The organism is Mesorhizobium sp. M7A.F.Ca.US.005.03.1.1, assembly GCF_003997975.1.
GTDB classification, from domain to species: domain Bacteria; phylum Pseudomonadota; class Alphaproteobacteria; order Rhizobiales; family Rhizobiaceae; genus Mesorhizobium; species Mesorhizobium ciceri.
Genome location: NZ_RZRO01000018.1, coordinates 1 through 24118, shown reverse-complemented (window position 1 = coordinate 24118; position 24118 = coordinate 1). Strand labels below are relative to the sequence as shown.

Genomic DNA, 24118 nt, shown 5'->3' with positions numbered 1-24118 from the left:
CGTCAGTCGCACCGTCACCCTGGCCCGCCGTGCAGGGTTGAGGGCCATCCAGCCAGTTGGGCACTGGTCGGAGCTTCGTCCCGCATCGGATGCATGTCTCAGCTTACGTTAGACATTTCTACAAAATATATCACATGTTGACGTTAATTTAACAGGCTACTATGGTCTGTTTGCCGCATCGGATGCGGCGCTTTGGTATCACCGTTGCTCGTTGATTGTCGTCATGTCCGTCATCCTTATCCCAACCTGCAGGATTGCCTTGCAGCGCCCTTCACCAGTTGCTGAAAACGGCGGCGCCCATGCCCAGTTTGCTCGGAATCGATAACGGTCTCACGGTCACCAAGGCGGTGATCTTCGATGCCGATGGCACGCAGTTGTCGGTGGCGCGTCGGCGGGTTCCGCAATCGATGCCCCATGCGCGCTGGGTGGAGCGCGACATGGCCGGCCTCTGGCAAGCGACCGCCGACGCAATCAAGGAGGCGATCGCGCTATGTGGCCGCCCGGCGGACGACATCAGGGCGGTGGCGGCAACCGCGCATGGCGACGGTCTCTATTTGCTCGACAAGGATCGTCGGCCGCTGGGGCCTGGAATCCTGTCGCTCGATAGCCGCGCCGGCAAGATTGTCGAGCGATGGTCGGCGGACCGGGTCTTCGAAGAGGCGCTAGCGCGAACAGGCCAGGCGCCCCACGTCTCGGCGCCGTCGGCGCTGCTCGCCTGGATCAGGGAGCACGAACCGGCCCGCTATGGGCGTATCGGGCATATACTGGCCTGCAAGGACTGGCTGCGCTTTTGCCTGACCGGCAAGATCGGCACCGACCGTACCGAGGCCAGCACCTCATTCACGGATTTCCGCACGCAAGCCTTCGCGCCGGAAGCGTTGCGAATCTTCGGATTGGACGATGTTTTCGACGCGCTGCCGCCGATGGCGCACTCCGCCGCGATCGTCGGCCATGTCACCGCCGAGGCAGCCGAAATGACCGGCCTTGCCAAGGGAACACCGGTCGCGTGCGGACTGCATGACGTGACTGCCTCCGCACTTGGCATGGGCGGCCATGAGGAGGGCGTGCTCGCCATCGTCGCCGGAACCTATTCCATCAACGAAGTCGTCTCTTCGCAACCACGCGTCGACCCGCGTTGGCTCTGTCGCAACGCCATCGACGCAGGCCGCTGGAACAACATGGCGATCTCGCCGGCGTCGACCGCGAACTACGACTGGTTTCTCGACACGTTCTGCCGCTCGGAGCAGGAAAAGGCATCGGTCGATGGTGGCTCGATCCACGAGCTTCTGGCAGCAGAGATCGACACGGCGCTGAAGAAGCCGTCGACCATCCTGTTTCATCCCTATCTGTTCGGCTCTCCTTATGGCGATGTTGCCAGCGGCGGCTTTGTCGGCCTGCACGGCTGGCATAATCGCGGCGATATACTCAAGGCGGTTCTGGAGGGCATTGCCTTCAATCATCGCACCCATGTGGAAGCCTTGCGCGACGGCTTTGCCGTCAGCGAGATCCGCCTGACCGGCGGCAGTTCGCGCAATCCGGCCTTCGTTCAGATGTTTGCCGACGTGCTGAACGCCCCGGTCATCGTCACCTCGACCGACGAGGCCGCGGCCTTTGGCGCTGCCCTTTGCGCGGGGGCGGCGGTTGGCATCTTCGCGACGCCGCAACAGGGCGCCAGGCAGGTCGGGATGACGGCGCGCCAATACGAGCCTGACCAAGCCTCGAGTGCTGTGTTCAACGAGCGCTTTTCCCTCTATGGCCGCATAGCCGGTGCGCTCGAACCGCATTGGCCCGACATCGAGAAGCTGGGCCGGCCAGACACTGGGGGAACCGCATGATCAAGGCCGACGAACGACGCGAAGAGATCGCCGACTATGTGATCAAGCTCGGCCAGGTGCGCATCGACGATCTGGTCGAGCATTTCGGCGTGTCGCGCATGACCGTCCACCGGCATATCGACCGGCTGGCGCAGCAGGGCGTGCTGCGCAAGCTGCACGGTGCGGTGACGGTTCAGCCTTCCGGCCTCTACGAAAGCGCCTTCCGCTACCGTGTGACGGTCAACCGGGCCGAGAAGGATGCGCTGGCGCGGGCAGCACTCGATTATGTCGAAGCCGGCCAGGTGGTGATGCTGGACGATTCCTCGACGGCAAACGCCGTCGCGGCACTGCTGCTCGACGTCAAGCCGCTGACCGTCATCACCAACTCCGTAGCGACGGCATCACTGCTGATCAATGTCGACGAACTCGACTTCATCTGTCTCGGCGGCCAGTACCACGGCACCTACAACGCCTATATCGGTATCGTCTGCGAGAACGCCGTGGCGCAGCTGCGCGCCAATGTGCTGATCTGTTCGGCTTCGGCCATCACCGGAACCACGGCCTTCATCCAGGATCCCAATGTCGTGCGGGTCAAGCAGGCGATGATGGCCGCATCGGCCAAGCGTATCCTTCTGATCGACCATGCCAAGTTCGACAGGATCGCGCTGCATGTCTTCGACGATCTGACCAGCTTCGATGTCGTGCTGGCGACCGAAGGCCTGGGCGATGCGCGGGCGCAAGCTCTCGAACGGGCCGGCGTGAAGCTGCGCATCGTCAAGACGAAAGCGTCATGAGCTCAAGCGAAGCAACATTTACGGAAAATCCCGCCGGGCGTTTGGCCGCCATGGCCGGAACCGGCGAGGTCGACGTCGTCATTCTTGGCGCCGGCATTAACGGGGCAGGGCTATTTCGCGACCTGTGCGCGCAAGGCGTCAGCTGTCTGATCGTCGACAAGGCGGATTTCGGCTCGGGCACCAGTGCCGCGCCATCGCGGCTCATTCACGGTGGCCTGAAATATCTCGAAACCGGCGAGTTCGGGCTGGTCGCACAGTCGACACTTGAACGCAATCTGCTTTTGAAGAATGCGCCGCACTATGTCAGCCCGCTGCCGACCGTCATCCCGATCTTTTCCTGGAGCAAGGGCATGTTGGCGGCATTGCGGACGCTGTTCGGCTCGACCAGCGCACCGCGCAGCCGCGGCGCCATCCTGATCAAGATCGGCCTGATGATCTATGATTTCTACGGCTCGCGAAACCAGGTCATGCCGCGCCACCGCATGGTCGGGCGGCGCCAGGCGCTCAGCGGGATGCCGGCGCTCAATCCCTCGATTGTCGCCACCGGCACCTACTACGACGCCAAGATAAGCCACCCCGAAAGGCTGGTGCTTGAACTGATCCTCGATGGGCGGCAAGCAAACGCGGCCTCGGCCAGCGCGAACTATACGGCGCTGGTCAAGTCCGCCGATGGGGTACTGACCTTCCAGCCGGAAAACGGCGCGGCCTTTTCGGTGCGGCCGAAGCTGGTGGTCAACGCCGCCGGTCCGTGGATCGACGATGTCAACGAATTGCTTGGCGCGCCGTCGAAGATGATCGGCGGCACCAAGGGCTCGCACGTCCTGCTCAAGCATGACGAACTGGTCAAAAGCCTGGCCGGGCGCATGCTCTATTTCGAAGCCGATGACGGCCGCATCTGCCTCATCTACGATTATCTCGGCCTGGCGCTGGTCGGCTCCACCGACATCAAGGCCGACAATCCCGACGCGGTGCGCTGCGAGCCCGACGAAGTCGAGTACCTGCTCGACAGCGTGCGGACTCTGCTGCCGGGAATGGCGTTCGAGCGCGACCAGATCGTCTATGCCTATAGCGGCATCAGGCCGCTGCCGGCCTCCGATGCATCGCTGCCCGGGCTGATCAGCCGTGACCACTCCGCGCCGGTCACCGAGCCGGATCGGAACAGACCTTTCGCGGTCATCTCGCTGGTCGGCGGCAAGTGGACGACCTTTCGCGGTTTCGCCGAGGAAGTCGCCGAAACCGTGCTCGGCCGCCTGCAGCGCAGCCGCAAGGTGACGACGCAAGCCATGCCGATCGGCGGCGGCAGGGATTTCCCGACCAATGCCGCAGCGCGAGCAAGTTGGCTGGCTCTGGCTCACTCGAAGACGGGCGCTGAGGAACGGCGTCTCGATGCGCTGCTGTCGCGATACGGCACCAGAGCCACGCAGATCGCCACGCATGGGTCGGGCGATGAGAGTCGGCTGCCGGATTCAGAAAGCTACAGCAAATTGGAAATCGACTACATCGTCCGCAACGAGTTCGTCGAACATCTGGCCGACATCGTCATGCGCCGCAGCACCTTGGCGATATCAGGCTCCCTGACAGGCCGCGACCTGCAGGCGATCGCGGCGATTGCCGGACAGGCGCTGGGCTGGAGCGCCGGGCGCCTTGCAAGGGAAGTCGAGGCCGCAATTGTGGAACTCGAGGACCGGAACCTGATGCGGCTGGGCTGATCAGTCCGTCACCGATGCTCTTCACAAGGCAATCCGGTCGGTTTGCCCATGGATGCGCCGCATCCGCAAATCGCCCAACTCACAGGCGGATTGGGATTTTGCCGATATTAGATATTATCCCTGAAAAACAGCTAGTTAGAAAAAAACCTGGATAGCCGACGGCCGTGCAATTCTGCCGGCTTAAGCCTGAGATAACACAGATTGACGTTAAATTAACATCACCGTATGATCGAGTAACATGCTCACCTCCTAATAGGTCGATGTTGCCCGCCGAATGCCGGCAGACCGGCGTTTCGGGAAGGGCGAGACCTGTGAATTCCCCGTATGTGCATGCGCCCAACCCGGCGGGGGATTGACAGCAATGCAGGGATGTGAAAATTTTTGCACACAAAGATAATAATATCATCTCAGGGAGGAGATGGCTTGAAATCCGGCGGAACCGCTAACCGCGATCATGAGTCCAGCCTCGCCACCCGCGCGGCCTGGCTTCACTATGCCGGGGGTCTGACGCAGGCCCAGGTGGCCAAGCGGCTCGGCCTGACCAGCCTCAAGGCGCATCGGCTCATCACGCGGGCCACTCAGGATGGCCTGGTCAGGGTGATCATCGACGGCGACGTCGGCGAATGCATCGACCTCGAGCAGCAGCTGATCAATGCTTACGGGCTCGATTACTGCGAGGTCGTTCCGGATCTCGATCAGGACGAGCTGCCGCTGAAGGCGCTTGGCATCGCCGGCGCTCAGTTTCTGAAGCGGGAGATCGATCGCGGCGAGGACATGCTGATCGGCGTCGGCCACGGCCGTACCCTTGCCGCAAGCGTCGAGTATCTGACGCGCACCGCCGCCGCCCATATCCGTTTCGTCTCGCTGCTTGGCGGTGTGACGCGCAAGTTCGCGGCCAACCCGCACGACGTCATGCATCGGCTGGCCGAGCGGACCGGCGCGCAGGCCTATGTGATGCCGGTGCCTTTTGTCGCCAACACCGCGGAGGACCGTGAGGTGCTGCTTGGGCAGCGCGGCATCAGCGATGTCTTCGACCTCGCAAGCCGGTCCGACCTGATGTTCGTCGGCATAGGGACCGCCGAGCGGGAAGCTTCGCTGGTCGCCACCGGCATGATCGAACATTCCGAAATCGATGAGGTCAAACGCGATGGCGGCGTCGGCGAGCTGCTCGCCCACTTCTTCGACGACCAGGGACGCCCAGTGGAAACGGCGCTGTCGGACAGAATCCTGGCACTCCCGCGGGACCAGTTGAAGGGCCGCCGGATTGTCGCCGTCGCCGGCGGCAAAGTGAAAATACGCGCCATCAAAGCGGTGCTCGAAAGCCGCTATCTCAGCGGCCTGATCACCGACGAGTCCACCGCTCGTGCCCTTGTCGAACAGAAAAAACCCAATGGCGCGAAGCGCCATATGAACGGAGGATCGCCAAATGCGTGACAAGCGCGGATCAGCCTTGCTGGCGGTTGCGTCATGAGCGCGAAAGCCGCCACCGCATCGACCAGGCCTGCCTCGCCCGCCCTGCGTCGGGCACTTGCCGGCGCCGCGGTTGTCGTCCTGCTCGGCGCCATGGCGCTCGATACCAAGGTGGTCAGGATAGGGTCGGCAGGCGACGTTCGCAGCGCCGTGTTTTCCGCCGTTGACTACGGCAAGTCGGAATTTCCCAAGGTGCAGGCCGATGTCGAGGCCCGCGCCGCCGACGCGGTGACGGTGGCGACGGCGATTGCCAAGGACAGGGCAACGGCGGAAAAGGAATACGGTGTGCCTGCGGGCGTCGGACCGGTCATTTCAGTCAAGTTCACCGGCGTCGTCGGCGAAGGAAAATCTGGCATCTACAAAGTCGCCGTCGACGGCGTACCCGATACGTTGATGATCCGCGTGCAGACGGGACCGGCGATCAACGGGACGGAACTGCGTGACGCCACGGGCAAGATCACATTCGGCCAGTTCACCAACCAGATTGAGTACCAGGACGCCGGTTCGGCGCTGAACAATGAGATGAAGAAGGAAGTCCTGGCCAAGGTCGATACGAGCACCTTGACCGGCAAGACCATATCGGTGGTCGGCGCATTCAAGCTGGTCAACCCGAAGAGCTGGCTCGTCACCCCCGTGAGGCTGGACGTCAAATGAAACCGGCTGCCGACACCGGACCCGCGACTGGCGACGCCGTGCTTTCGGCGCGCAACATCGTCATGTCGTATGGCGGCGTCCATGCGCTCAAGGGCGTCAATTTCGACATCCATCGCGGCAAGGTCACCACGCTGTTCGGAGAGAATGGCGCCGGCAAGTCGACGCTGATGAAGATCCTCTCCGGCGTGGTCACGCCGACATCCGGCGACATCGTGCTCGACGGCAATCTCGTCAGCTTTTCTTCGTCCTCGGACGCGCGCGATCGCGGCATCTCGATCATCCACCAGGAACTCAGCCTGGCGCCCAACCTCAGCGTTCGCGACAACATCTTCATGGGCCGCGAACTGCGCACCAGGACCGGCCTCGACTTCGCCGAGGAGCAACGCCAGGCGCGCGCTCTGATGGCTGATCTCGAAGAGGACATCGATCCGATGACCCTGGTCGAGGATCTGCGCCTCGGCCAACAGCAGATCGTCGAGATCGCCCGGGCACTGTCGGTCGATTCGCGCATCCTCATCATGGACGAGCCGACCTCCGCGCTCAGCGCAACCGAGGTGGAAGTTCTGTTCAAGGTGATCCGCGATCTGACCAGCCGCGGCGTCTCCATCGTCTACATATCGCATCACCTCGAAGAGGCGCTGCAGATCACCGACTATGCCGTTGTCCTGCGCGATGGCGCGATTACCGCGACGGCCGAAGCTCGGGATATCGATCTCGAATGGATCGTGCGCAACATGGTCGGCGAGAATTTCGATCTCGGCTCGCCGCCGACCGGCCATGAATTCGGCGAAGTCGCCCTATCGATCGAGGATGTCAGCGTCGTCGACACTTCGGGCTCAGGTTATTCCGTCGTCGATCACCTGTCGCTGGACGTGCGAGCAGGCGAGATCGTCTGCATCTACGGGCTGATGGGTGCCGGGCGCACGGAATTGCTGGAGGCCGTCGCCGGACGAGTGCCGATGGCGGGCGGGCGGGCGCTGCTGGAAGGCGAGGACGTCTCGGGGCTGAGCATTGCCCAGCGTATCTCCAGAGGGCTTGTGCTGGTCCCCGAGGACCGGCAGCGCGACGGACTGGTGCAGACGATGACCGTCGGTCGTAATCTTTCGCTCGCCAGCATCGAAGCGTTCGCCAGGGGCCTGTTTCTGTCTCGTTCCAGAGAGCGAGAGCTGGTCGAAGACTCGATCCGCAAGGTGACCGTCAAGACCGCTGGCGGCAACGCCATGATCGGATCGCTGTCGGGCGGCAATCAGCAGAAGGTCGTCATCGGCAAGATGCTGACGACCAATCCCAAGGTTATCCTTCTCGACGAGCCGAGCCGCGGCATTGATGTCGGTGCCAAGGCCGAAGTCTTCCGCTTGCTGAGCGAACGCGCTGCGCAGGGCCTTGCCGTCGTCTTCTCGACCTCTGAGGTCAACGAATGCCTCAGCATTGCCCACCGCATCGTCGTCATGCGCCGCGGCAGGATTTCAGCCGAATTCGGCGCCAATGCCACCAAAGAGCAGATCATGGCCGCCTCGGGCGAAGCCGTGGTCGCCTGATCACCAGGAATTTCGGAGCCCACACCATGACCGATGTCAGCCAGGCCAGAAAACAGTCCAGTCCAAGCGCGAGCGAAGGCTTCGATCTCGCCAAGCTGCTGCTCGAGGGCCGCGCTTTCTTTGCCCTGATCGTCATCATCGTCGTGTTCTCGATCCTGTCGCCCTACTACCTCTCGGTGGCGAATTTCCTGACCATGGCCTCGCATGTCGCCATCTTCGGCATCCTCGCGATCGGCATGCTGCTTGTCATCCTCAATGGCGGCATCGACCTGTCGGTGGGGTCGACGCTGGGCTTGGCCGGCGTCGTTGCCGGCTTCCTGATGCAAGGGGTGACGCTGAGCTGGCTGGGCGTCGTTCTCTATCCGCCGGTGTGGGTGGTCGCGGTGCTGGCCTGCATGCTGGGCGCCGTCGTCGGGCTGATCAACGGCGTGCTCATCGCGCGCTTCAAGGTTCCAGCTTTCGTCGCCACCCTCGGCGTCATGTACATGGCGCGCGGCCTGGCGCTGCTGATGACCAGCGGCCTGACCTACAACAATCTCGGCGGCAAGCCGGAGCTCGGAAACACCGGCTTCGATGCGCTTGGCTTCAACCGCTTGTTCGGCGTGCCGACGGGCGTCGTGGTTCTCGTGGTCATCGCGCTCATTGGCAGCATCGTCCTGAACCGCACCGCTTTCGGGCGCTGGCTCTACGCCTCGGGCGGTAATGAACGCGCGGCCGAACTCTCCGGCGTTCCGGTCAAAACAGTGCAGATTTCCGTCTATGTGCTGTCGGGCATCTGCGCCGCCATTGCCGGCCTGATCCTGTCCTCGCAGCTTACATCGGCGGGACCGACCGCCGGCACCACCTACGAACTGACGGCCATTGCGGCCGTCGTCATCGGCGGCGCGGCACTGACCGGCGGCCGCGGCAACATCCGCGGAACCCTGCTCGGTGCCTTCGTCATCGGCTTCCTGTCCGACGGTCTGGTGATCATCGGCATCTCATCCTACTGGCAGACAGTGTTCACCGGCGCGGTCATCGTGCTCGCCGTGCTCCTCAATGCCGTTCAGTATCGCCGCCGCAGCAAGCTCCCAAGCGCGACAGGTGGCCAACCGACTTCTCAGAAACGGGGGAAGGCCGAACCGGCCAATCCTGCCCAAGGGAAGACTGCCAGGTGAACTGGCAGCAACACCGCGTAATCATTGGAGGAATGTACATGAAAACCATGCTGAAAAGTCTGCTCGCGGCCGCGATGGTCGTTGGGTTCACGGCCGCCGCGTCAGCCGCGGGCCTGATCTCGATCATCGTCAACGATCCGGCCAATCCCTACTGGCTGACCGAGGGCAACGTCGCCAAGGCCGAGGCCGAGAAGCTTGGCTATACGGCCAATGTCGGCGCCCACAAGGGCGATACCAATACCGAAAGCAATTTGATCGACACCGCCATCACCAACAAGTCGGTGGCGATCATTCTCGATCCGGCCAACGCCGACGGCTCTGTCGGTGCGGTGAAGAAGGCGATTGCAGCCAACATCCCGGTGTTCCTTGTCAATGCCGAGATCAACCAGGAAGGCCTCGCCAAGGGGCAGCTCGTTTCCAACAACGCGCAGGGCGCTGCTCTCGGTGCCCAGCAGTGGGTGCAGGCCGTCGGTGAAAAGGGCAAATATGTCGAACTGCTCGGCGCCCCGTCGGACAACAATGCCGCCACGCGCTCGAACGGTTACGCGACTGTGCTGAGCCAGTACCCGGATCTCGAAAAGGCTGCTTCGCAGGTCGCCAACTGGGATCGTACCCAGGGCCACGACAAGATGCAGAGCATGCTGCAAGCCAATCCCGACATCATCGCCGTGATCAGCGGCAATGATGAAATGGCTCTCGGCGCGGTTGCGGCGCTGAAGGAAGCTGGCAAGCTCGCCGGCATCAAGGTCGGTGGCTTCGACGGCTCCCCGGACGCGGTTGCGGCGATCAAGTCCGGTGAACTGCAGTACACCGTGCTTCAGCCGGTCGCCATCTTCTCGGCCAAGGCCGTGCAGCAGGCGGACTCGTTTATCAAGACGGGTGCCACCGGTGCGGCGACCGAGAAGCAGCTGTTCGATTGCCTTCTCATCACCAAGGACAATGTCGACAAGTACACCGCACCCTTCGTGCTGTCTGAGTAATACCTGCACAGGGGGTGTCCTTGCGGACACCCCCTGCCTCTTCTACGAAATGACTGCCCTCGTGAACTGCCTTCGCAACCAATCGGAATTTGCGGCATGAAAGACCTGCTGATCGGCATCGACGCGGGAACGTCGGTGATCAAATCGATCGCTTTCGATCTGTCCGGGCGGCAGCTCGCCATGACGTCGGTGCCCAATAGCTTCGTCACGCTGGAAGGCGGCGGCGCCGAGCAGGACCTCGACCAGACTTGGCGCGACATGGCGCGGACCGTTCGCGATCTCGCGGCCAAGATTCCCGACCTCGCGCAACGAATCGCGGCGGTGGCCATCACCGGGCAAGGCGACGGAACCTGGCTGATCGATAGCGACGGCATGCCTGTCTCGCGCGCCTGGCTGTGGCTCGATGCCCGCGCCGGACATTTGGTGGACGAGATGCGCGCCGATCCCCGGGATCGCAGGCGGTTCGAACTGACCGGCACGGGGCTGAATTCCTGCCAGCAAGGCGCCCAGCTTGCCTTCATGAAAAAGAATCATCCCGACATGCTGGAGCGGGCGGCCACCGCACTGCATTGCAAGGATTGGCTCTACTTCAAGATGACGGGCGAACGCGCCACCGATCCCTCCGAGGGAACCTTCACCTTCGGCGATTTTCGGTCGCGCACCTATTCCGACGAAGCCCTCGACATCCTGGATCTGACGACGCATCGCCGCCTGTTGCCTCCCATGCTCGAAGGCACCACCGACCATCATCCGCTATCGCGATCGGCGGCGGCGGAGACCGGCCTGCTCGAAGGCACGCCGGTGGTGCTGGGCTACGTCGACATGGTCATGACGGCGCTCGGAGCCGGCCTCTATGATCCCTCGGGCAATGTCGGCTGCACGGTCATCGGCTCGACCGGCATACACACGCGCTTCGCAGCCACTCCCGACGATGTCGTGCTGAACGCAGATGGCTCCGGCTACACGATCGCCATGCCTATTCCGGGCGCCTTTGCACAATTGCAATCCAACATGGCGGCGACGCTCAACATAGACTGGGTGCTTGGCCTTGCGCGCGACGTGCTCGCCACGGCTGGCGGCAAACCTTCTCATGACGAGTTGCTGAAGGCCCTCGACGCTTGGATGGAAGCATCGGAGCCGGGATCGCTGATCTACCAGCCTTACATATCGCTAGCCGGCGAAAGAGGGCCGTTCGTCGACCCTGACGCACGCGCCGGCTTCATCGGCCTTTCGGTCAAGCATGGCTTTGGCGATCTGGCACGCGGCGTGCTCGAGGGGTTGGCCTTCGCCGCTCGCGATTGCTACCAGGCGATGGGCGCCGTGCCGAGTGAGATCCGCCTGTCGGGCGGCGCAGCGCGCAGTCCGTCTCTACGTCGCATCGTCGCGGCGGCGACAAGGGCGCAGGTGCGCACCAGCAGCCGCCAGGAAGCCGGCGCGGCGGGTGCCGCGATGATGGCCGCGGTCGGGCTCGGCGTCTACGGCTCCATGGAAGACTGCGCCGCCGAATGGGTGACGCCGCTTCTCGGCGACTGCGATGCCTATGACGAGGCGCTTTCGCAAACATACGATGCGCTCTTCCCTTCCTTCGTTGCGGCGCGCCAGGCGCTTCGGCCGGTGTGGAAGGGCATGGCGCACCGCACAGGAGCAAGATCTTGAGCAATACAACAGATGTCGTCGATCTCTTCGTGATCGGCGGCGGCGTCAATGGAGCCGGCATAGCGCGTGATGCTGCAGGTCGTGGCCTGTCCGTCATCCTGTGCGAAAAAGACGATCTCGCGCAAGGCACCAGTTCGCGCTCCGGCAAGCTGGTGCATGGCGGCCTGCGCTACCTCGAATATTATGAGTTCAGGCTGGTTCGCGAAGCGCTGATCGAACGCGAGGTGCTGCTCGAGGCGGCGCCGCACATCATCTGGCCGATGCGCTTCGTTCTACCGCACAGCCCGCAGGATAGGCCGGCATGGCTGGTCCGGCTCGGGCTGTTTCTCTACGACCACCTTGGCGGCCGCAAACGGCTGCCTGGGACAAGAACGCTGAACCTGAGGACCTCGCCTGAAGGCGCGTCGATCAAGGACGAATTCAAGCGCGGTTTCGAATATTCCGACTGCTGGGTCGACGATGCGCGCCTGGTGCTGCTCAATGCGCTCGATGCAAGGCAGCGAGGCGCCAGAGTGCTCACGCGCACCGCCTGTGTCGCGGCGCGCCGTGAAGGCGGACTGTGGTCGATCGACATGCAGGATGGCCGCACGGGCGCCGTCACGAAAGTCCGCGCGCGCGCTCTGATCAACGCAGCAGGTCCCTGGGTCAACGACATTGTCAGCCGCGTCGCCGGGCAGAATTCGACGCGCAATGTCCGGCTTGTAAAAGGCAGCCATATCGTCGTGCCCAAATTCTGGGAGGGGCGGCAGGCCTATCTCATCCAGAACAACGACAAGCGGGTGATCTTCGTCAACCCGTACGAGAACGATCTGGCGCTGATCGGCACGACCGACATTCCCTACGAAGGCAGGCCCGAGGAAGTGGTCGCCGAGGCCAGCGAAGTCGACTACCTGATCAAGGTGGTCAATCGCTATTTCAAGCGGCAGCTGACGCCACAGGACGTGGTCTACAGCTTCTCCGGTGTGCGTCCGCTCTATGACGACAATGCCGACAATCCAAGCGCGGTGACGCGCGACTATATTTTCGAACTCGACGCCTCCAACGGCAACGCACCGCTGCTTTCGGTGTTCGGCGGCAAGATCACCACCTTCCGCAAGCTGTCGGAACACGCGCTGGAAAAGATCCAGCCATTCTTTCCGACGATGAAGAAAGCCTGGACGGCCAAAATTCCCTTGCCGGGGGGCGACCTGCCCAATGCGGACTTCGAGCAGTTTCTGAGCGATCTGCATGTCGAATTTTCATGGCTCAGCCCGTCGTTGGTGAAGCACTACGCTCGAAGCTACGGCACCCGCGCCAGGCAATTGCTCGCCGGCGCGCAAAGCGAGGCTGATCTCGGCCGACGCTTCGGTCCCGATCTGTATGAACGGGAGGCAAAGTTCCTGGTCGAGACCGAATGGGCTGGCACATCAGCCGATATACTGGAACGCCGCACAAAGCATGGCCTGCATATCAATGCGGCCGAGCGGAAAGCATTCGAAGATTGGTTCGGTAACATCATGGCGACGGCGGGCTGATGGCCTTCACGCTTTCCCTCAACACCAATCCTCTGGTCAATCGCTTCGCCGATCCAGACGATTTGATCGACGCGATTGCTTATGGCATCGGCATTCGCGACGTGCAGTTGACGCATGAATTCGTCAATCCGGGCTGGCCGGCGGCCACGATTGCCAAATTCCTGCGCCTGTTCAACAGCGCGCTTTCGCGGACCGGTGTCAGGATCACCTCCGGCATGACCGGACCTTATGGCCGGCTCAACCATTTCGGCCACCCGGACGCCGACGTCCGGCGCTACTATGTCGACTGGTTCAAGACCTTCGCCGACATTTCCGCCGAACTCGGCGCGCCAGGCATGGGCACGCAGTTCGCCATCTTCACCTACAAGGACTTTGACGATCCGCAACGGCGGGCAGCACTTCTCGATATCGCGCTCGAATGCTGGCGCGAGGTTGCCGAACACGCCAGGGCGGCGGGGCTGACATACCTGTTCTGGGAGCCGATGTCGGTCGGCCGCGAGTTCGGCCACACGATCGAAAGCTGCGTCACGCTGCAAGGCGCCATCGACGCAGCGAAGCTGCCCATACCGATGAAGATGATGGTCGATATCGACCATGGCGACGTGACCTCACCCAACCCTGCCGACACCGATCCCTACGCCTGGGCGAAAGCGTTTCCATTGCAATCTCCGATCATCCACATCAAGCAGTCTTCCATGAACAAGGGCGGCCATTGGCCGTTCACGGCCGCCTACAACAAGGATGGCCGCATAGTGCCGCAGAAGTTGCTGGACGCGGTTCGGCAGGGTGGCGGAACCGACAACGAAATTTGCCTTGAACTTTCCTTCAGGGAGAGGGAACCAGTCGACCATCAGGTTATCGAGATGATCCGCGAGTCGGTGGATTTCTGGGCGCCTTACGTCGACAGTGGCCGCGACAGTCTCAAGCCTCGGACTTGAGCGAATACGTCGCCCGGAAGCCGGCTTCGGCCGCAAGAGTATCGAAGGAGAAAAACAATGGCCCCATATTGGGTCGGCACGAGCTGGAAGATGAACAAGACGCTTGCCGAGGCGTTGCTGTTCGCCGATGCGTTGGCCGCCTTCGTGCCTGGTTTCGATCAGGCGATACAGCCTTTCGTCATTCCGCCGTTCACCGCCGCGCGCCAGGTCAAGGCGGCACTGGCCAACACCCGCGTGAAGGTAGGTGCCCAGAACATGCATTGGGCCGATGCCGGCGCGTGGACGGGAGAGATTTCGCCAGTGATGTTGAAAGACTGCGGGCTGGATGTAATCGAACTCGGCCATAGCGAGCGCCGGGAGCATTTCGGCGAGACGGATGCGACTGTCGGACTGAAAACGGCAGCTGCTGTCAGGCACGGTTTCGTGCCACTGATCTGCGTCGGCGAGACGCTGGACGAGCGTGAATCAGGCCGCGCCGAGGCGGTGCTGACGGCACAGGTTCTCGGCGCGCTGCAGGAGCTGAGCGGCGATCAACCGAAGGCGGAAATCCTCTTTGCCTACGAGCCTGTCTGGGCGATCGGGGAGAAGGGCATTCCCGCAAGCGCCGACTATGCCGACAAGCAGCAAGCGCTGATCAAGCAGGTAGCCGCTGACCGGCTGCCGGCTGCCACGCCTGTGCTTTACGGCGGCAGCGTCAACCCCGGCAACGCGGCCGAACTTATCGGCCAGCCGCATATTGATGGCCTGTTCATCGGCCGCTCGGCGTGGCAAGCGGAAGGCTATATCGACATTCTGAAAAAGGCGTCGGCCGCCATCGCGCGCTAACCGCGCGAGCAATTCCGGGAAAGTGTGAAGCGGTTTTCCGTCCGGAATTGCGTCAAATCAAAGAGACAGAGACAAAAGCAAAGGAGTTCATCATCATGAAGATCGCACTCGGAGCCGACAGCGCCGGCAAGCCGCTGCTCGATGTCATCGCCAAGCATCTCGCCACCAAGCCGGAGTTGCAGGTCGTCGACCTGAGCCAGGCCGGCTTCTACGCCGATATCGCCGCCTCGGTCGGCCACGAAATCCTGGACGGCAACTACGACCGGGCCATCCTGTTTTGTGGCACCGGCATCGGCGTCAGCATCTCTGCCAACAAGGTGCCGGGCATTCGCGCCGCGTTGACCCACGATACCTATTCCGCGGAGCGCGCCGCCAAGTCCAACAACGCCCAGATCATCACCATGGGCGCCCGCGTCATCGGTCCCGAACTGGCGAAATCGATCGCCGACGCATGGCTTGCCTCCGAGTTTGATCCGAATGGCCCATCTGCCGCGAACGTGCAGGCCGTCGACAAGCTCGACGCCAAGCGCTGAAAGACGCGGCAAGTCCGCTGATGATCAGTCGGTCAAGGCGGTCCGCATCGCCTCGATCACGGTGACGGCGGACGCAGCGCCCGGATCCATATGGCCAAGCGAACGTTCGCCGAGGCGTGATGCCCGGCCCTTGGTGGCCACCATCGCTTTGGTCGCTTCCGCGCCTGTCTCTGCCGCCTGGGCGGCGGCCTTGAGACTGGCGGCCAGATCCTTGCCTGAGGCCAGCGCTTCGCCCGCCGCTTGCCCCGCCGGCGCCCATGCATCGATCATCGTCTTTTCGCCAGGTTCTGCCTTGCCGCGATCCTGAATGCCCTTGGCCATGGCCTGGAACAGGGCGACCACGTCCGCGTCGTCGAGCGCCGTCTTGCCCTTGACGGCTGCCGCGGCGCGCATGAGCGCGGTCGCATAGAGCGGACCGGAGGAGGCGCCGACCGCATTCAGGAACGACTTTGCCGCCGTGTTCAGCAAGGTGGTCGGATCGGTCGCCGCGGTGTCCAGTCCGGCCACCGCATCGCGCGCAGCGGAAAATCCAAGCTCCATCGCGATGCCGTGGTCGGCGTCACCGATAACCCCGTCAAGCGCGCATAGTCGGTCCCTGTCGGCGGACATGGCGGTTGCGATCGCCGCGAACATCGCGACAAGGCGGGCGGTGTCGATTGTCGTCATGTCTTGGTCCTTGCCACAGAAGTGGGTTTAGCCGGCGCGAAACATGGCGCAGTCGCAGGGGTGGTCCAGCATCGTCTGCAACTCGCCGTCCAGCCGATGCAGCGTGATCGAGGCCCCGGCCATTTCGAGCGAGGTGCAGTAATTGCCGACCCAGCTTGCGTGGATGGACACACCGATCTCATCGAGCCTCTGCTTCACGCGCCGGTTCATGATGTAGAGTTCCATCAGCGGCGTTGAGCCCAGCGAATTGACGAGCACCGCGACCTTGTCGCCGCGCGCCGGCGCCATCTCGTCGAGGATCCTGTCCAGCATCTCGTCGGTGATCTCGTCGGCCTTTTTCAACTTTTCGCGCGCGATGCCGGGCTCGCCGTGGATGCCCATGCCGATCTCCATCTCGTCCGGACCGATCTCGAAATTAGGCCGGCGGGTCTGCGGCAGCGAACAGGGCGACAGCGCCACGCCCATGGTGAAGGTGTGGTCGTTGGCCTTGCCGGCGATGCGCTCGCATTCGTCGAACGACAACATCCGGTCGCAGGCGGCGCCGGCCGCCTTGAAGATGAAGAAATTGCCGGCGACACCGCGCCTCTTGTGCCGCTGGTCGCGCGGTGCCGAGGCAACGTCGTCGGTGCTCAGCACCGTGCGCACCTCGATGTCGTCCATCGCCGCCATCTCGGCCGCCATGTCGAAATTCATCACGTCGCCGGCATAATTGCCGTACATGAACAGCACGCCGGCGCCGCCGCTGACCGCCTTGGCGCATTCGAGGATCGGGTCCGGCGGTGGCGAGGCAAAGACATTTCCGATGGCCGCCGCGTCGGCCAATCCCTTGCCGACGAAGCCGAGAAAGCTTGGCTCATGGCCCGAGCCGCCGCCAATGACGAGGCCCACCTTGCCCTGGCGCGGCCCGTCGCGGGCGACGATGGAGCGTGGGCTACCCTCCACGCTTTTGAGATGGCGGGGATGCGCTGCCAGGATGCCTTCCAGCATCTCGTCGACGGCGCGGTTGCCATCGTTGATGATCTTCTTGGTCTGCACCCGGCATCCTCCCGACTTCGGCATTTTCGCAGATAATACCGGGTGTTACCGGGATTTCCACCCGGCAAGGCGTATTTCGCGCGTTGAGATGTTCCCACCGGCCAGCACCTGGACGCAGGCGCTGGCTGTTTCAACCGCCGAGGCCGTCGCGGATGGCTGAGAAATAGCGATCGGTCCCGACCTGGCCGCCCTTGAGCGCGACCTCCAGTCCGTCGATCGCCTTGACGCGCGAGTGGGCAACGCAAAGCGGGGAACCCGGCGAAGCGGGCAGCGGCATGCGAATTGTCAGGGCATCGACACCCATCTCGCCGAGTGCGTGGCTCGACGTGTCGCCGCCTGCAATGACCACGCGACGCAGGCTCTGTTCCACCGTCAGGTTGCGAAGGATTTCTCCGAGGCCGCGGCCAAGCCTGTGGCGGGCGCCTTCCTCCCGGTCGATTTCGGCGCCCCTGTCGGCAGTGGGGCCAAGCGCGGTGTAGAGGATGACGCTGCGCCCGGCTTGCAGACTGGCACGGCCGCTTGCCGTTACGCGCGCGATCACCTGCTGTGAGGCCTCCGAAACCAGATCGACGGGATCGACCTCGATGCCGTCGAAACCGTCGGTCAGGGCATGCCGGATCTGCCGTTCGGTGGTCGGCGAGCAACTGCCCGACACGACGGCTATCCGCTCGGCTGCGCCCGGTAGCGTGAAGCCATGTCCGGCGCTGACGATGCCATTCGACGCCCATTCGGCCAGCAATGCATACTCGATCCCGGATGAGCCGACGACAAAAGAGCCGCCGGGCTCGCGAACGCGCCAGATCTCCTTGCCGGCCAGAGCCTGCGTTTCCAGATTGTCGATATCGACAAGCACGATAGCGGTGCCGTTTCCGGTCAGGCGATCGAACGCCGCCGACCGCGACGCGGACTGCAACGTCGCAAGATCGATCAGCCCGGAGCTCAGCGCCGTCTGCCGCGACAGATGGATCAGCAGATCGGACTCATCCATTGGCGTCGTCGGGTGACGGCTCATCACCGGGTGGCGATCAATGCGGAAATATTGGTCGCGATAGGCCGCGAACAGATGGCCGAAAGCGGTATAGCGCTTGAGCTGCGGCGCGCCGACCAGCAGCGGCACGCTATCCTGCGCGAACACCGAGCGGCCGACCTCGATGGCTCGGCCGATGCTGCCGATCGTCGGGCTGGAATCGAAGGTCGAGCAGACCTTGTAGTGGCAAATCTCGGCGTTAAGCGTCTTCAGCCAGGCGAAGGCATCGCGCAGATGCGTGTCCATCCATTGCGGCGTCTCACTGCGGCTGGTGCCGGCCAGCCCTATCGCCCGGCAATGGCCAAACCGGGACAGCAGGGCCGCGTCCGGCTGGCGCATGAACAGCACGGTCGGCACGCCACCGAGCTCGAGCGCCTCCATGACATCGGTCGAGCCGGTCAGGTCGTCGCCATAATAGCTGAGAAGCAGGTCCTGCATCGTCTCAGGCTGCCTTGCCGTCGCCGAATTTTTCGATCGACCGCGCCAGTTCGGGATGGTTCAAGGCGAAGTCGGCCAGCGGAATGCCGTCGACCGCCGCTTGCCAGGCTTGCTGCACGGCACGTACGCCGGCGCCCGGTCCGTCCGGATGGCTGACGATGCCGCCGCCGCAGAGATAGAGAAGATCCACGGTCCGGCCGGTTCGTGCATATGTCTCGGGCGCCTGACCGCCCCACTGGCCGGAACCTGCCACCGGTAATGCGCAGTCCCCAGGCGAAAAGATCGGCGTCGTCACCGCCTTGAAGGATTCGACGAAAGAGTCATCCGGCTCCCAGTATTTCGAGGCGATGCCGTTGATCTGGAACTGGTCGACGCCGAGCAGTCGCCAGAATTGCTGCCAGACCTTGAAGTCCATGCCGAGGCCGGGGTGACGGGTGAGGATGTCCCAGCCGTTGCGATGAGCATGCAGCACCAGGCCGGAGCGTTTTCTCAGGAATGCCATGCCGCCAAAGCCGATCGAATTGATGTTGATAACAGCACAATTGCCGCCGGCCTTCGCCACCAGATCGTGGTTGCGCATCATCTCGTCCGGATCGGCGTGCGAAATGCCGAAGGCATACATCACCTTCTTCCCGGTCTTCTGCTCGTGATCGAGGATCAGCGGCATGATTGCCTTCACCCGTTCCGACAGGGGCGAATAGGCCGGGCTCATCAGCTTCTCGTCATCCTTGATGAAGTCGACGCCGGCGGCGATCAGTTCCGCCACCATTGCCGCCGTCTCGTGCGGCCGCAATCCCAGCGCCGGCTTGACGATCGTGCCGATGATCGGGCGGTCAGTCACATTGGTCAGCCGGCGGCTGCCGGCGACACCGAACTGTGGGCCGGGATGTGCCCCGCGATACTCCTCCGGCAATTTCATGTCGACGACGCGAATCCCGGTAAGGCCCTTGATCGAATAGGTGCCGCCGATGGCAATCGTCATCAGCGCCGAAAGGTCGGTGCCGATGGCATCGAACGGAAAGGCGATGTTGACATCGGCGCGCCTGAACGGCCCCTTACCGTCATTGGGAAGCGACGGCCCCTCGGCATCGGGCAGAGGCCGAATCGCCAGCACACGCGCCGCCACCCGGGCCTTCAGTTCCTCGGTCTCGCCGGGCAGCGCTACGAAGGTGCCGGTGGACTGATCGCTGGCGATCTTGGCCGCCAGCGCTTCGATGCTTCCAGGCGTTTCGATGCGGTAGGTGAGGGTGATCATGGTCCGCTGTCTCAAGCCGAGGCGTTCGAAAAAGGTTCACTGGTGTTTCAAATCTGGTATAATGAGTACATAAGTATTGCAAGTCATATCCGGCAGCGGGATCGACAGACGGCAATTCCGGGAATTGTGGCGGCAGTGTTAGATAGGGCCGGGTCAAGGGAGTGATTCGCGGCGATGAACCGTTCGGAACCGATTGTCCGGCGCAAGCTTTCCGATGAGGTCTTCTTGCGGCTGAAGCGCCTGATCACCAGCGGCGAGCTGATGCCAGGCGACGACATGCCCTCGGAGCGCGAGCTGATGGAGCGCTTCGAGGTCGGCCGCCCCGCGATCCGCGAGGCGATGCAGGCGCTGAGCAATATGGGGCTGGTTGCGATCTCGCATGGCGAACGCGCCAAGGTGCTGCAACTCACCGCCAAGTCGATCATCAAGCAGGTCGACGGCGCCGCCAAGATCATCCTGTCGTCATCGAAAGACACGCTGGAGCACCTAAAGACCGCGCGCATCTTCTTCGAGCGCGGTATGGTCAGGGAAGCCGCCGAAAAGGCCACCGCCGAGGATGTGCTGCGGCTGCGGGCCACCGTTGCCGAACAGCGCGGCTTTCGCGGCGATTCCGAAGCCTTCATCTCCGCCGACATGAAGTTCCATACACAGATCGCCGCGATCTCCGGCAACCCGATCTATGTCGCCGTCAGCGAGGCGATGCTCGGCTGGCTGAAGGAATACCACACCGAAATGCTGATCTGGACCGGCAAGGAAAAGTTCACGCTCACCGAGCACGAAGAGATCATAGGCCGCATTGAACTGAAGGATGCGGACGGCGCCGAGAAGGCGATGATCAAGCATCTAGAACGCTCGCGCGCGCTCTACGTGATGAACTCCGAAAAATAACGTCAGTCGATCCGGACGATCTCGTAAGGCGTCATCACGAGATGGCCTCGGCCAAAAGCTGAAATGTCGACCTGCACGTCGTCCGCCGTCAGGTTCGCCAGCCACACGACAGTGTCGCCCGAGGCCGAGCGTCCAGCCAGCGCCAGCACCTTGGTCTCATCGCTCGTCCTTGCCGCCACATGCGCAAGGCCGGCCAGTTCGCAAAGCCCCTTGATGGCTCTGAAGAGCGGCCGGGGCGATCCTTCCGCGACGGGTTCTCCGGATGACGCCAGCACGCCGAACGGTCCGGTGAAGCTGGAGAGCGTGAGCTGTTCCAGCCCAGCGGCTGCGACGCGCGCGGCATAGCCGACCGTCCAAGCCGCCGCGAACTGGCCGGCATGGCGCGGATCGCTGTCGGCCATGGCAATGCGCTGTCCCCCGGGATTGGGTTTGGTCGCTCCGCCATAAGGGTTCTGCCGCATGGCAATCGTCGATGGTCCGATCCGGTAGGGTTTTGCCCCGAAGATTGCCCGTGCCGATTGGGTGATGAAAGGCAGCGCCTCCAGTGACTGCATGACGCTGAGATCGTCGGCGGCATGCACGATCGGGCAAGTGCAGTGGGTGACGAAATCGAGCTGGTCTGCCGGCACGCGCTTGCGGTTGAGTTCGGTGAAATAGCTGAACATGCCGCCGCCGAGGCGGATACCGGGGAATGCCCGCCGCGCTGCCGCATAAACGTCGTCGAGCGGCGGGCATTCCGGCCACGCGCTGCCCGGCGGCGTCGACTGCCGATCGACCGACGGCGACACGGCAATGGCCGAGAGTTTCAGCCCGGCCCGGCGAACCAGGTCGGCGACGCCGGACAGCTCGGCGTCAAGATCGCCAGCGCAGGCAACTATGCATTCGAGGGTTGTTTCGGCTGCGTAGGCAGTTGCGAGCCGGGCGAAAGCGCGCAAGGCATCGAGGCCGTGGCCGCGCGTCGGATCGTAGTGAAACAGCAGCTGTTGTGGGCCGAGTGCCGCCAGCGTGGAGAGGTTCGCCAGCGCCGTCTCGACATCCTCGGGATAGATGATCACGCCGACATCGGGCAGCCTTGCTCCCGCCTCGCCGAGTTCGACTCTGACCGGTTCGCTGGCCACTGCGGCAGCCGGCGCTTTGCCTTCACCTGCGATGCGCAGGCTGATCGTCTGGCGCAGGGGCTGGCCGGCAGGCAGCACATACGGCCACGGCAGCACCAGCGGCCGCACATAGGTCTTGTAGGAGGCGTCCGACCAGTTGCGCTGGTCCTCCATTTCGAAAGTATCGCCTTCCATCCGGCACTCAGCGGTGACACCAGGCCGAATCTGATGGGAGATGGCGCGGATATCCTTGAAAGGCTGCCAGGGGTCGATCAGCTGGGGAAGTTTCGTCGCCACCACGCTGCCGTCTGTGTGCTCGACCATGACCGGGCTACCGGCGAGGTCGGCGATCGGGTGCAGGATACAGAAGCCGCAGCGGTTGGTTTCGAAATCGTTTTCGGGAAGGGCGCTGACGTCGAAGACCAGACGGCCGTCGGCAGAGCCTTTGATGGTGGCGCGGAAGCCGAGCCGGTTTCCATCGGGGGCCAGGCAGCTTGCCGAATAGCTGACCGAAAAAGCGTCGGCACCCTGCTCGATCACCAGGTCCATCAAATTTGGCTCATAGGTGCCCCAGTCGCGGTCACGCACGATATAGGCGATGGCGCGTAGCACTTCGGTGCCGCCATGCCGAATGGTGCGCAGATTGCCGTTGACGAAGTCGGCGCTGAGCGCGCCTGCGCTGAGCCTGACCGGCTCGGCCTCGACCACGCGCGTGCCGTAAAGGAGGAAGGTATCGGCGGTCATTTCACCGAGGCGTCGAGTTGCACCGGTTGCCGGCTCGCGGCCCCAGCATAGGCGGCCTCGACCAGCGCGAACGTCTTGAGATTGTCCGCGCCCGAGGTCGCCGGTTGTACGCCCTTTGCCAGGCAGTCTACCCAGTGCTGCTGGATGGCGACGACGCTTTCCTGGATGTTGTGCCAGGGCCGCGACGCCCAGGCCAGCAGCGGCGGCGAGACGTCGGTGACGGCCGTGCCGCTCTTGCCGGTGACGGTCAGCCGGTATCCCTGCGCCAGCCGGATCGTGCCGTCGCTGCCATCGATCTCGATCAGCGTTTCGGGAAACGGCTCGGTGGCGAGCTTGGTCGCGTAGCTGCAGTCGACCACGGAGGTTGCGCCGCTCTTGTGGTCCATCAGCATGGTCGCCACATCCTCGCCCGCAATGGCGGGATTGATGCGGGCGATTCGTGTCGTGATGGTCGAGACGTCGCCGAGCAGGAAACGGGCGATATCGAGGATATGGATACCGAGGTCCTCGATGATGAAGCGCTTTCCCGTCGCCAGATAGGGCTGACCGGAAAACACGTCATAGGCCGAGCGGAAGGAGATACGCCCGAAGAAGGGTGTGCCGATCTCGCCGCTATCGAGCACGGTCTGCACCGCCTGGATAGGTGACTGCCAGCGAAAATTCTCATGCACCATCAGCGGAACGCCGGCTTCCGCGCATGCCTTGACCATCGCCTTTGCCTCGGCAAGCGTCGGCGCGAACGGCTTCTGGCAGACCACCGGTACGCGGTGGGCGGCCGCCATTTCGACAAGCGGACGATGGCTGGGCGCGGTGGTGGCGATGTCGACGAAATCCAGGCTTTCGCCGGCAAAAAGGTCCGCCGCATCGGTATAGCGCTTCGCAATGCCGAACTGGCCACCGACGATCCGCAACCGTTCCGGGTCACGGTCGCAGATGGCGATGATCGAGGCGCCCGCTATGTCGCGCCAGGCATGCATCTGGTTGACGGCAAAGAAGCCGCAGCCGATCAGCGCTCCCCGCAGTTCCGCCATGCTCAGCCTGCCTTTGCCATCTGCATCAAGGTGACACGTTGCTGAAGCCGGCGCTGTGCCTGGTCGACGACGACGGCGACGATGATGACGAGGCCCTTGATCACCATCTGCCAGAACGAACTCACGCCCATCATCACCAACCCGTCCGAAAGGATGCCGATGACGAAGGCGCCGACGATGGTGCCGCCGATCGTACCGCGGCCGCCCGACATCGAAGTGCCGCCAAGCACCGCCGCCGCAATGGCGTTGAGCTCGAAGCTTTCGCCCGTCGCCGGATGCGAGGCCATCAGCTCGGACGAGATGATCAGGCCGACGATCGCCGCGCAGAAACCGGAGAACATATAGACGAACATCT

The 24118-nt window shown here is 63.1% G+C and carries 20 protein-coding genes and 1 pseudogene; 14 read left to right on the top strand and 7 right to left on the bottom strand.

Annotated elements, in window-relative coordinates:
- Nucleotides 1-299 precede the first annotated feature (299 nt).
- The 13 genes from EN990_RS10880 to EN990_RS10820 all read left to right on the top strand — a co-directional run bounded on the left by EN990_RS10880 (nt 300) and on the right by EN990_RS10820 (nt 15582).
- Nucleotides 300-1835: an FGGY-family carbohydrate kinase gene (locus tag EN990_RS10880; RefSeq protein ID WP_127368558.1), complete on the top strand. Its 1536-nt coding sequence runs from the start codon at nt 300-302 to the stop codon at nt 1833-1835.
- Nucleotides 1832-2608 carry a DeoR/GlpR family DNA-binding transcription regulator gene (locus EN990_RS10875; protein ID WP_127368559.1) on the top strand — a complete coding sequence of 259 codons (777 nt, stop codon included), beginning with the start codon at nt 1832-1834 and terminating at the stop codon, nt 2606-2608. The genes EN990_RS10880 and EN990_RS10875 overlap by 4 nt, the downstream gene beginning before the upstream one ends.
- Nucleotides 2609-2658: 50 nt before the next feature.
- Nucleotides 2659-4317 carry a glycerol-3-phosphate dehydrogenase/oxidase gene (locus EN990_RS10870; protein ID WP_164753430.1) on the top strand — a complete coding sequence of 553 codons (1659 nt, stop codon included), beginning with the start codon at nt 2659-2661 and terminating at the stop codon, nt 4315-4317.
- A gap of 423 nt (nt 4318-4740) precedes the next feature.
- Complete coding sequence (locus EN990_RS10865) at nt 4741-5751, top strand: sugar-binding transcriptional regulator (RefSeq protein WP_024502444.1); 1011 nt, start codon at nt 4741-4743, stop codon at nt 5749-5751.
- Between the two features lie 33 nt (nt 5752-5784).
- Nucleotides 5785-6441: a DUF2291 domain-containing protein gene (locus EN990_RS10860; RefSeq protein WP_127368561.1), complete on the top strand. Its 657-nt coding sequence runs from the start codon at nt 5785-5787 to the stop codon at nt 6439-6441.
- The gene (locus EN990_RS10855) at nt 6438-7979 is read left to right on the top strand and encodes a sugar ABC transporter ATP-binding protein (protein ID WP_013533074.1); all 1542 of its coding nucleotides are present in this window, start codon (nt 6438-6440) and stop codon (nt 7977-7979) included. The genes EN990_RS10860 and EN990_RS10855 overlap by 4 nt, the downstream gene beginning before the upstream one ends.
- Before the next feature lie 26 nt (nt 7980-8005).
- Nucleotides 8006-9136 (top strand): ABC transporter permease, encoded by a 1131-nt coding sequence (locus tag EN990_RS10850; protein ID WP_013533073.1) that lies wholly within the window; start codon nt 8006-8008, stop codon nt 9134-9136.
- Nucleotides 9137-9168: 32 nt separating this feature from the next.
- A complete protein-coding gene (locus EN990_RS10845; protein WP_023756738.1) occupies nt 9169-10116 on the top strand; it encodes a D-ribose ABC transporter substrate-binding protein in 948 nt (315 codons plus the stop codon).
- A gap of 96 nt (nt 10117-10212) precedes the next feature.
- Nucleotides 10213-11772 (top strand): FGGY-family carbohydrate kinase, encoded by a 1560-nt coding sequence (locus tag EN990_RS10840; protein ID WP_127384521.1) that lies wholly within the window; start codon nt 10213-10215, stop codon nt 11770-11772.
- Nucleotides 11769-13286 (top strand): glycerol-3-phosphate dehydrogenase, encoded by a 1518-nt coding sequence (locus tag EN990_RS10835; RefSeq protein WP_127370030.1) that lies wholly within the window; start codon nt 11769-11771, stop codon nt 13284-13286. The genes EN990_RS10840 and EN990_RS10835 overlap by 4 nt, the downstream gene beginning before the upstream one ends.
- Nucleotides 13286-14224, top strand: coding sequence for a TIM barrel protein (locus EN990_RS10830; protein WP_013533069.1), 939 nt, complete (start codon nt 13286-13288; stop codon nt 14222-14224). The genes EN990_RS10835 and EN990_RS10830 overlap by 1 nt, the downstream gene beginning before the upstream one ends.
- Nucleotides 14225-14281: 57 nt before the next feature.
- A complete protein-coding gene (locus EN990_RS10825; RefSeq protein WP_127384520.1) occupies nt 14282-15049 on the top strand; it encodes a triose-phosphate isomerase in 768 nt (255 codons plus the stop codon).
- Nucleotides 15050-15144: 95 nt separating this feature from the next.
- Nucleotides 15145-15582, top strand: coding sequence for an RpiB/LacA/LacB family sugar-phosphate isomerase (locus EN990_RS10820; RefSeq protein WP_024502451.1), 438 nt, complete (start codon nt 15145-15147; stop codon nt 15580-15582).
- 24 nt (nt 15583-15606) lie between these two features.
- Here EN990_RS10820 and dhaL read toward each other — a convergent pair whose 3' ends face one another.
- The 4 genes from dhaL to oiaX form a co-directional block, all read right to left on the bottom strand.
- Nucleotides 15607-16248, bottom strand: a complete 642-nt coding sequence (gene dhaL, locus EN990_RS10815; RefSeq protein ID WP_127370307.1) for a dihydroxyacetone kinase subunit DhaL — start codon at nt 16246-16248, stop codon at nt 15607-15609.
- Nucleotides 16249-16275: 27 nt separating this feature from the next.
- On the bottom strand, nt 16276-17283 hold the full coding sequence (locus EN990_RS10810) for a dihydroxyacetone kinase subunit DhaK (RefSeq protein WP_127370306.1): 1008 nt from the start codon (nt 17281-17283) through the stop codon (nt 16276-16278).
- A 130-nt stretch (nt 17284-17413) separates the two neighbouring features.
- A complete protein-coding gene (locus EN990_RS10805) occupies nt 17414-18748 on the bottom strand; it encodes a four-carbon acid sugar kinase family protein (protein WP_127388297.1) in 1335 nt (444 codons plus the stop codon).
- A gap of 4 nt (nt 18749-18752) precedes the next feature.
- The gene (gene oiaX / locus EN990_RS10800; protein ID WP_127369351.1) at nt 18753-20003 is read right to left on the bottom strand and encodes a 3-oxo-isoapionate-4-phosphate decarboxylase OiaX; all 1251 of its coding nucleotides are present in this window, start codon (nt 20001-20003) and stop codon (nt 18753-18755) included.
- A 174-nt stretch (nt 20004-20177) separates the two neighbouring features.
- On the opposite strand from oiaX, the gene EN990_RS10795 reads away from it, so the two are divergent.
- Entirely contained in the window at nt 20178-20891 is a 714-nt protein-coding gene (locus EN990_RS10795) for a transcriptional regulator NanR (RefSeq protein WP_127369350.1), read from the top strand.
- 2 nt (nt 20892-20893) lie between these two features.
- On the opposite strand, the gene EN990_RS10790 is transcribed toward EN990_RS10795, so the two are convergent.
- The 3 genes and pseudogenes from EN990_RS10790 to EN990_RS10780 form a co-directional block, all read right to left on the bottom strand.
- On the bottom strand, nt 20894-22732 hold the full coding sequence (locus EN990_RS10790; protein WP_127369349.1) for a hypothetical protein: 1839 nt from the start codon (nt 22730-22732) through the stop codon (nt 20894-20896).
- Entirely contained in the window at nt 22729-23763 is a 1035-nt protein-coding gene (locus EN990_RS10785) for a Gfo/Idh/MocA family oxidoreductase (protein WP_127369348.1), read from the bottom strand. The genes EN990_RS10790 and EN990_RS10785 overlap by 4 nt, the downstream gene beginning before the upstream one ends.
- 2 nt (nt 23764-23765) lie before the next feature.
- Nucleotides 23766-24118, bottom strand: a pseudogene (locus EN990_RS10780) (ABC transporter permease); the annotation flags it as partial.

Excerpts from the sequence above, each read along its gene's own strand:
- EN990_RS10880 (WP_127368558.1), top strand. The coding sequence starts at position 300 with ATGCCCAGTTTGCTCGGAATCGATAACGGTCTCACGGTCACCAAGGCG.
- EN990_RS10875 (WP_127368559.1), top strand. The coding sequence starts at position 1,832 with ATGATCAAGGCCGACGAACGACGCGAAGAGATCGCCGACTATGTGATC.
- EN990_RS10870 (WP_164753430.1), top strand. The coding sequence starts at position 2,659 with ATGGCCGGAACCGGCGAGGTCGACGTCGTCATTCTTGGCGCCGGCATT.
- EN990_RS10860 (WP_127368561.1), top strand. The coding sequence starts at position 5,785 with ATGAGCGCGAAAGCCGCCACCGCATCGACCAGGCCTGCCTCGCCCGCC.
- EN990_RS10855 (WP_013533074.1), top strand. The coding sequence starts at position 6,438 with ATGAAACCGGCTGCCGACACCGGACCCGCGACTGGCGACGCCGTGCTT.
- EN990_RS10850 (WP_013533073.1), top strand. The coding sequence starts at position 8,006 with ATGACCGATGTCAGCCAGGCCAGAAAACAGTCCAGTCCAAGCGCGAGC.
- EN990_RS10845 (WP_023756738.1), top strand. The coding sequence starts at position 9,169 with ATGTACATGAAAACCATGCTGAAAAGTCTGCTCGCGGCCGCGATGGTC.
- EN990_RS10840 (WP_127384521.1), top strand. The coding sequence starts at position 10,213 with ATGAAAGACCTGCTGATCGGCATCGACGCGGGAACGTCGGTGATCAAA.
- EN990_RS10830 (WP_013533069.1), top strand. The coding sequence starts at position 13,286 with ATGGCCTTCACGCTTTCCCTCAACACCAATCCTCTGGTCAATCGCTTC.
- EN990_RS10825 (WP_127384520.1), top strand. The coding sequence starts at position 14,282 with ATGGCCCCATATTGGGTCGGCACGAGCTGGAAGATGAACAAGACGCTT.
- EN990_RS10820 (WP_024502451.1), top strand. The coding sequence starts at position 15,145 with ATGAAGATCGCACTCGGAGCCGACAGCGCCGGCAAGCCGCTGCTCGAT.
- dhaL (WP_127370307.1), bottom strand. The coding sequence starts at position 16,248 with ATGACGACAATCGACACCGCCCGCCTTGTCGCGATGTTCGCGGCGATC.
- EN990_RS10805 (WP_127388297.1), bottom strand. The coding sequence starts at position 18,748 with ATGCAGGACCTGCTTCTCAGCTATTATGGCGACGACCTGACCGGCTCG.
- oiaX (WP_127369351.1), bottom strand. The coding sequence starts at position 20,003 with ATGATCACCCTCACCTACCGCATCGAAACGCCTGGAAGCATCGAAGCG.
- EN990_RS10795 (WP_127369350.1), top strand. The coding sequence starts at position 20,178 with ATGAACCGTTCGGAACCGATTGTCCGGCGCAAGCTTTCCGATGAGGTC.
- EN990_RS10790 (WP_127369349.1), bottom strand. The coding sequence starts at position 22,732 with ATGACCGCCGATACCTTCCTCCTTTACGGCACGCGCGTGGTCGAGGCC.
- EN990_RS10785 (WP_127369348.1), bottom strand. The coding sequence starts at position 23,763 with ATGGCGGAACTGCGGGGAGCGCTGATCGGCTGCGGCTTCTTTGCCGTC.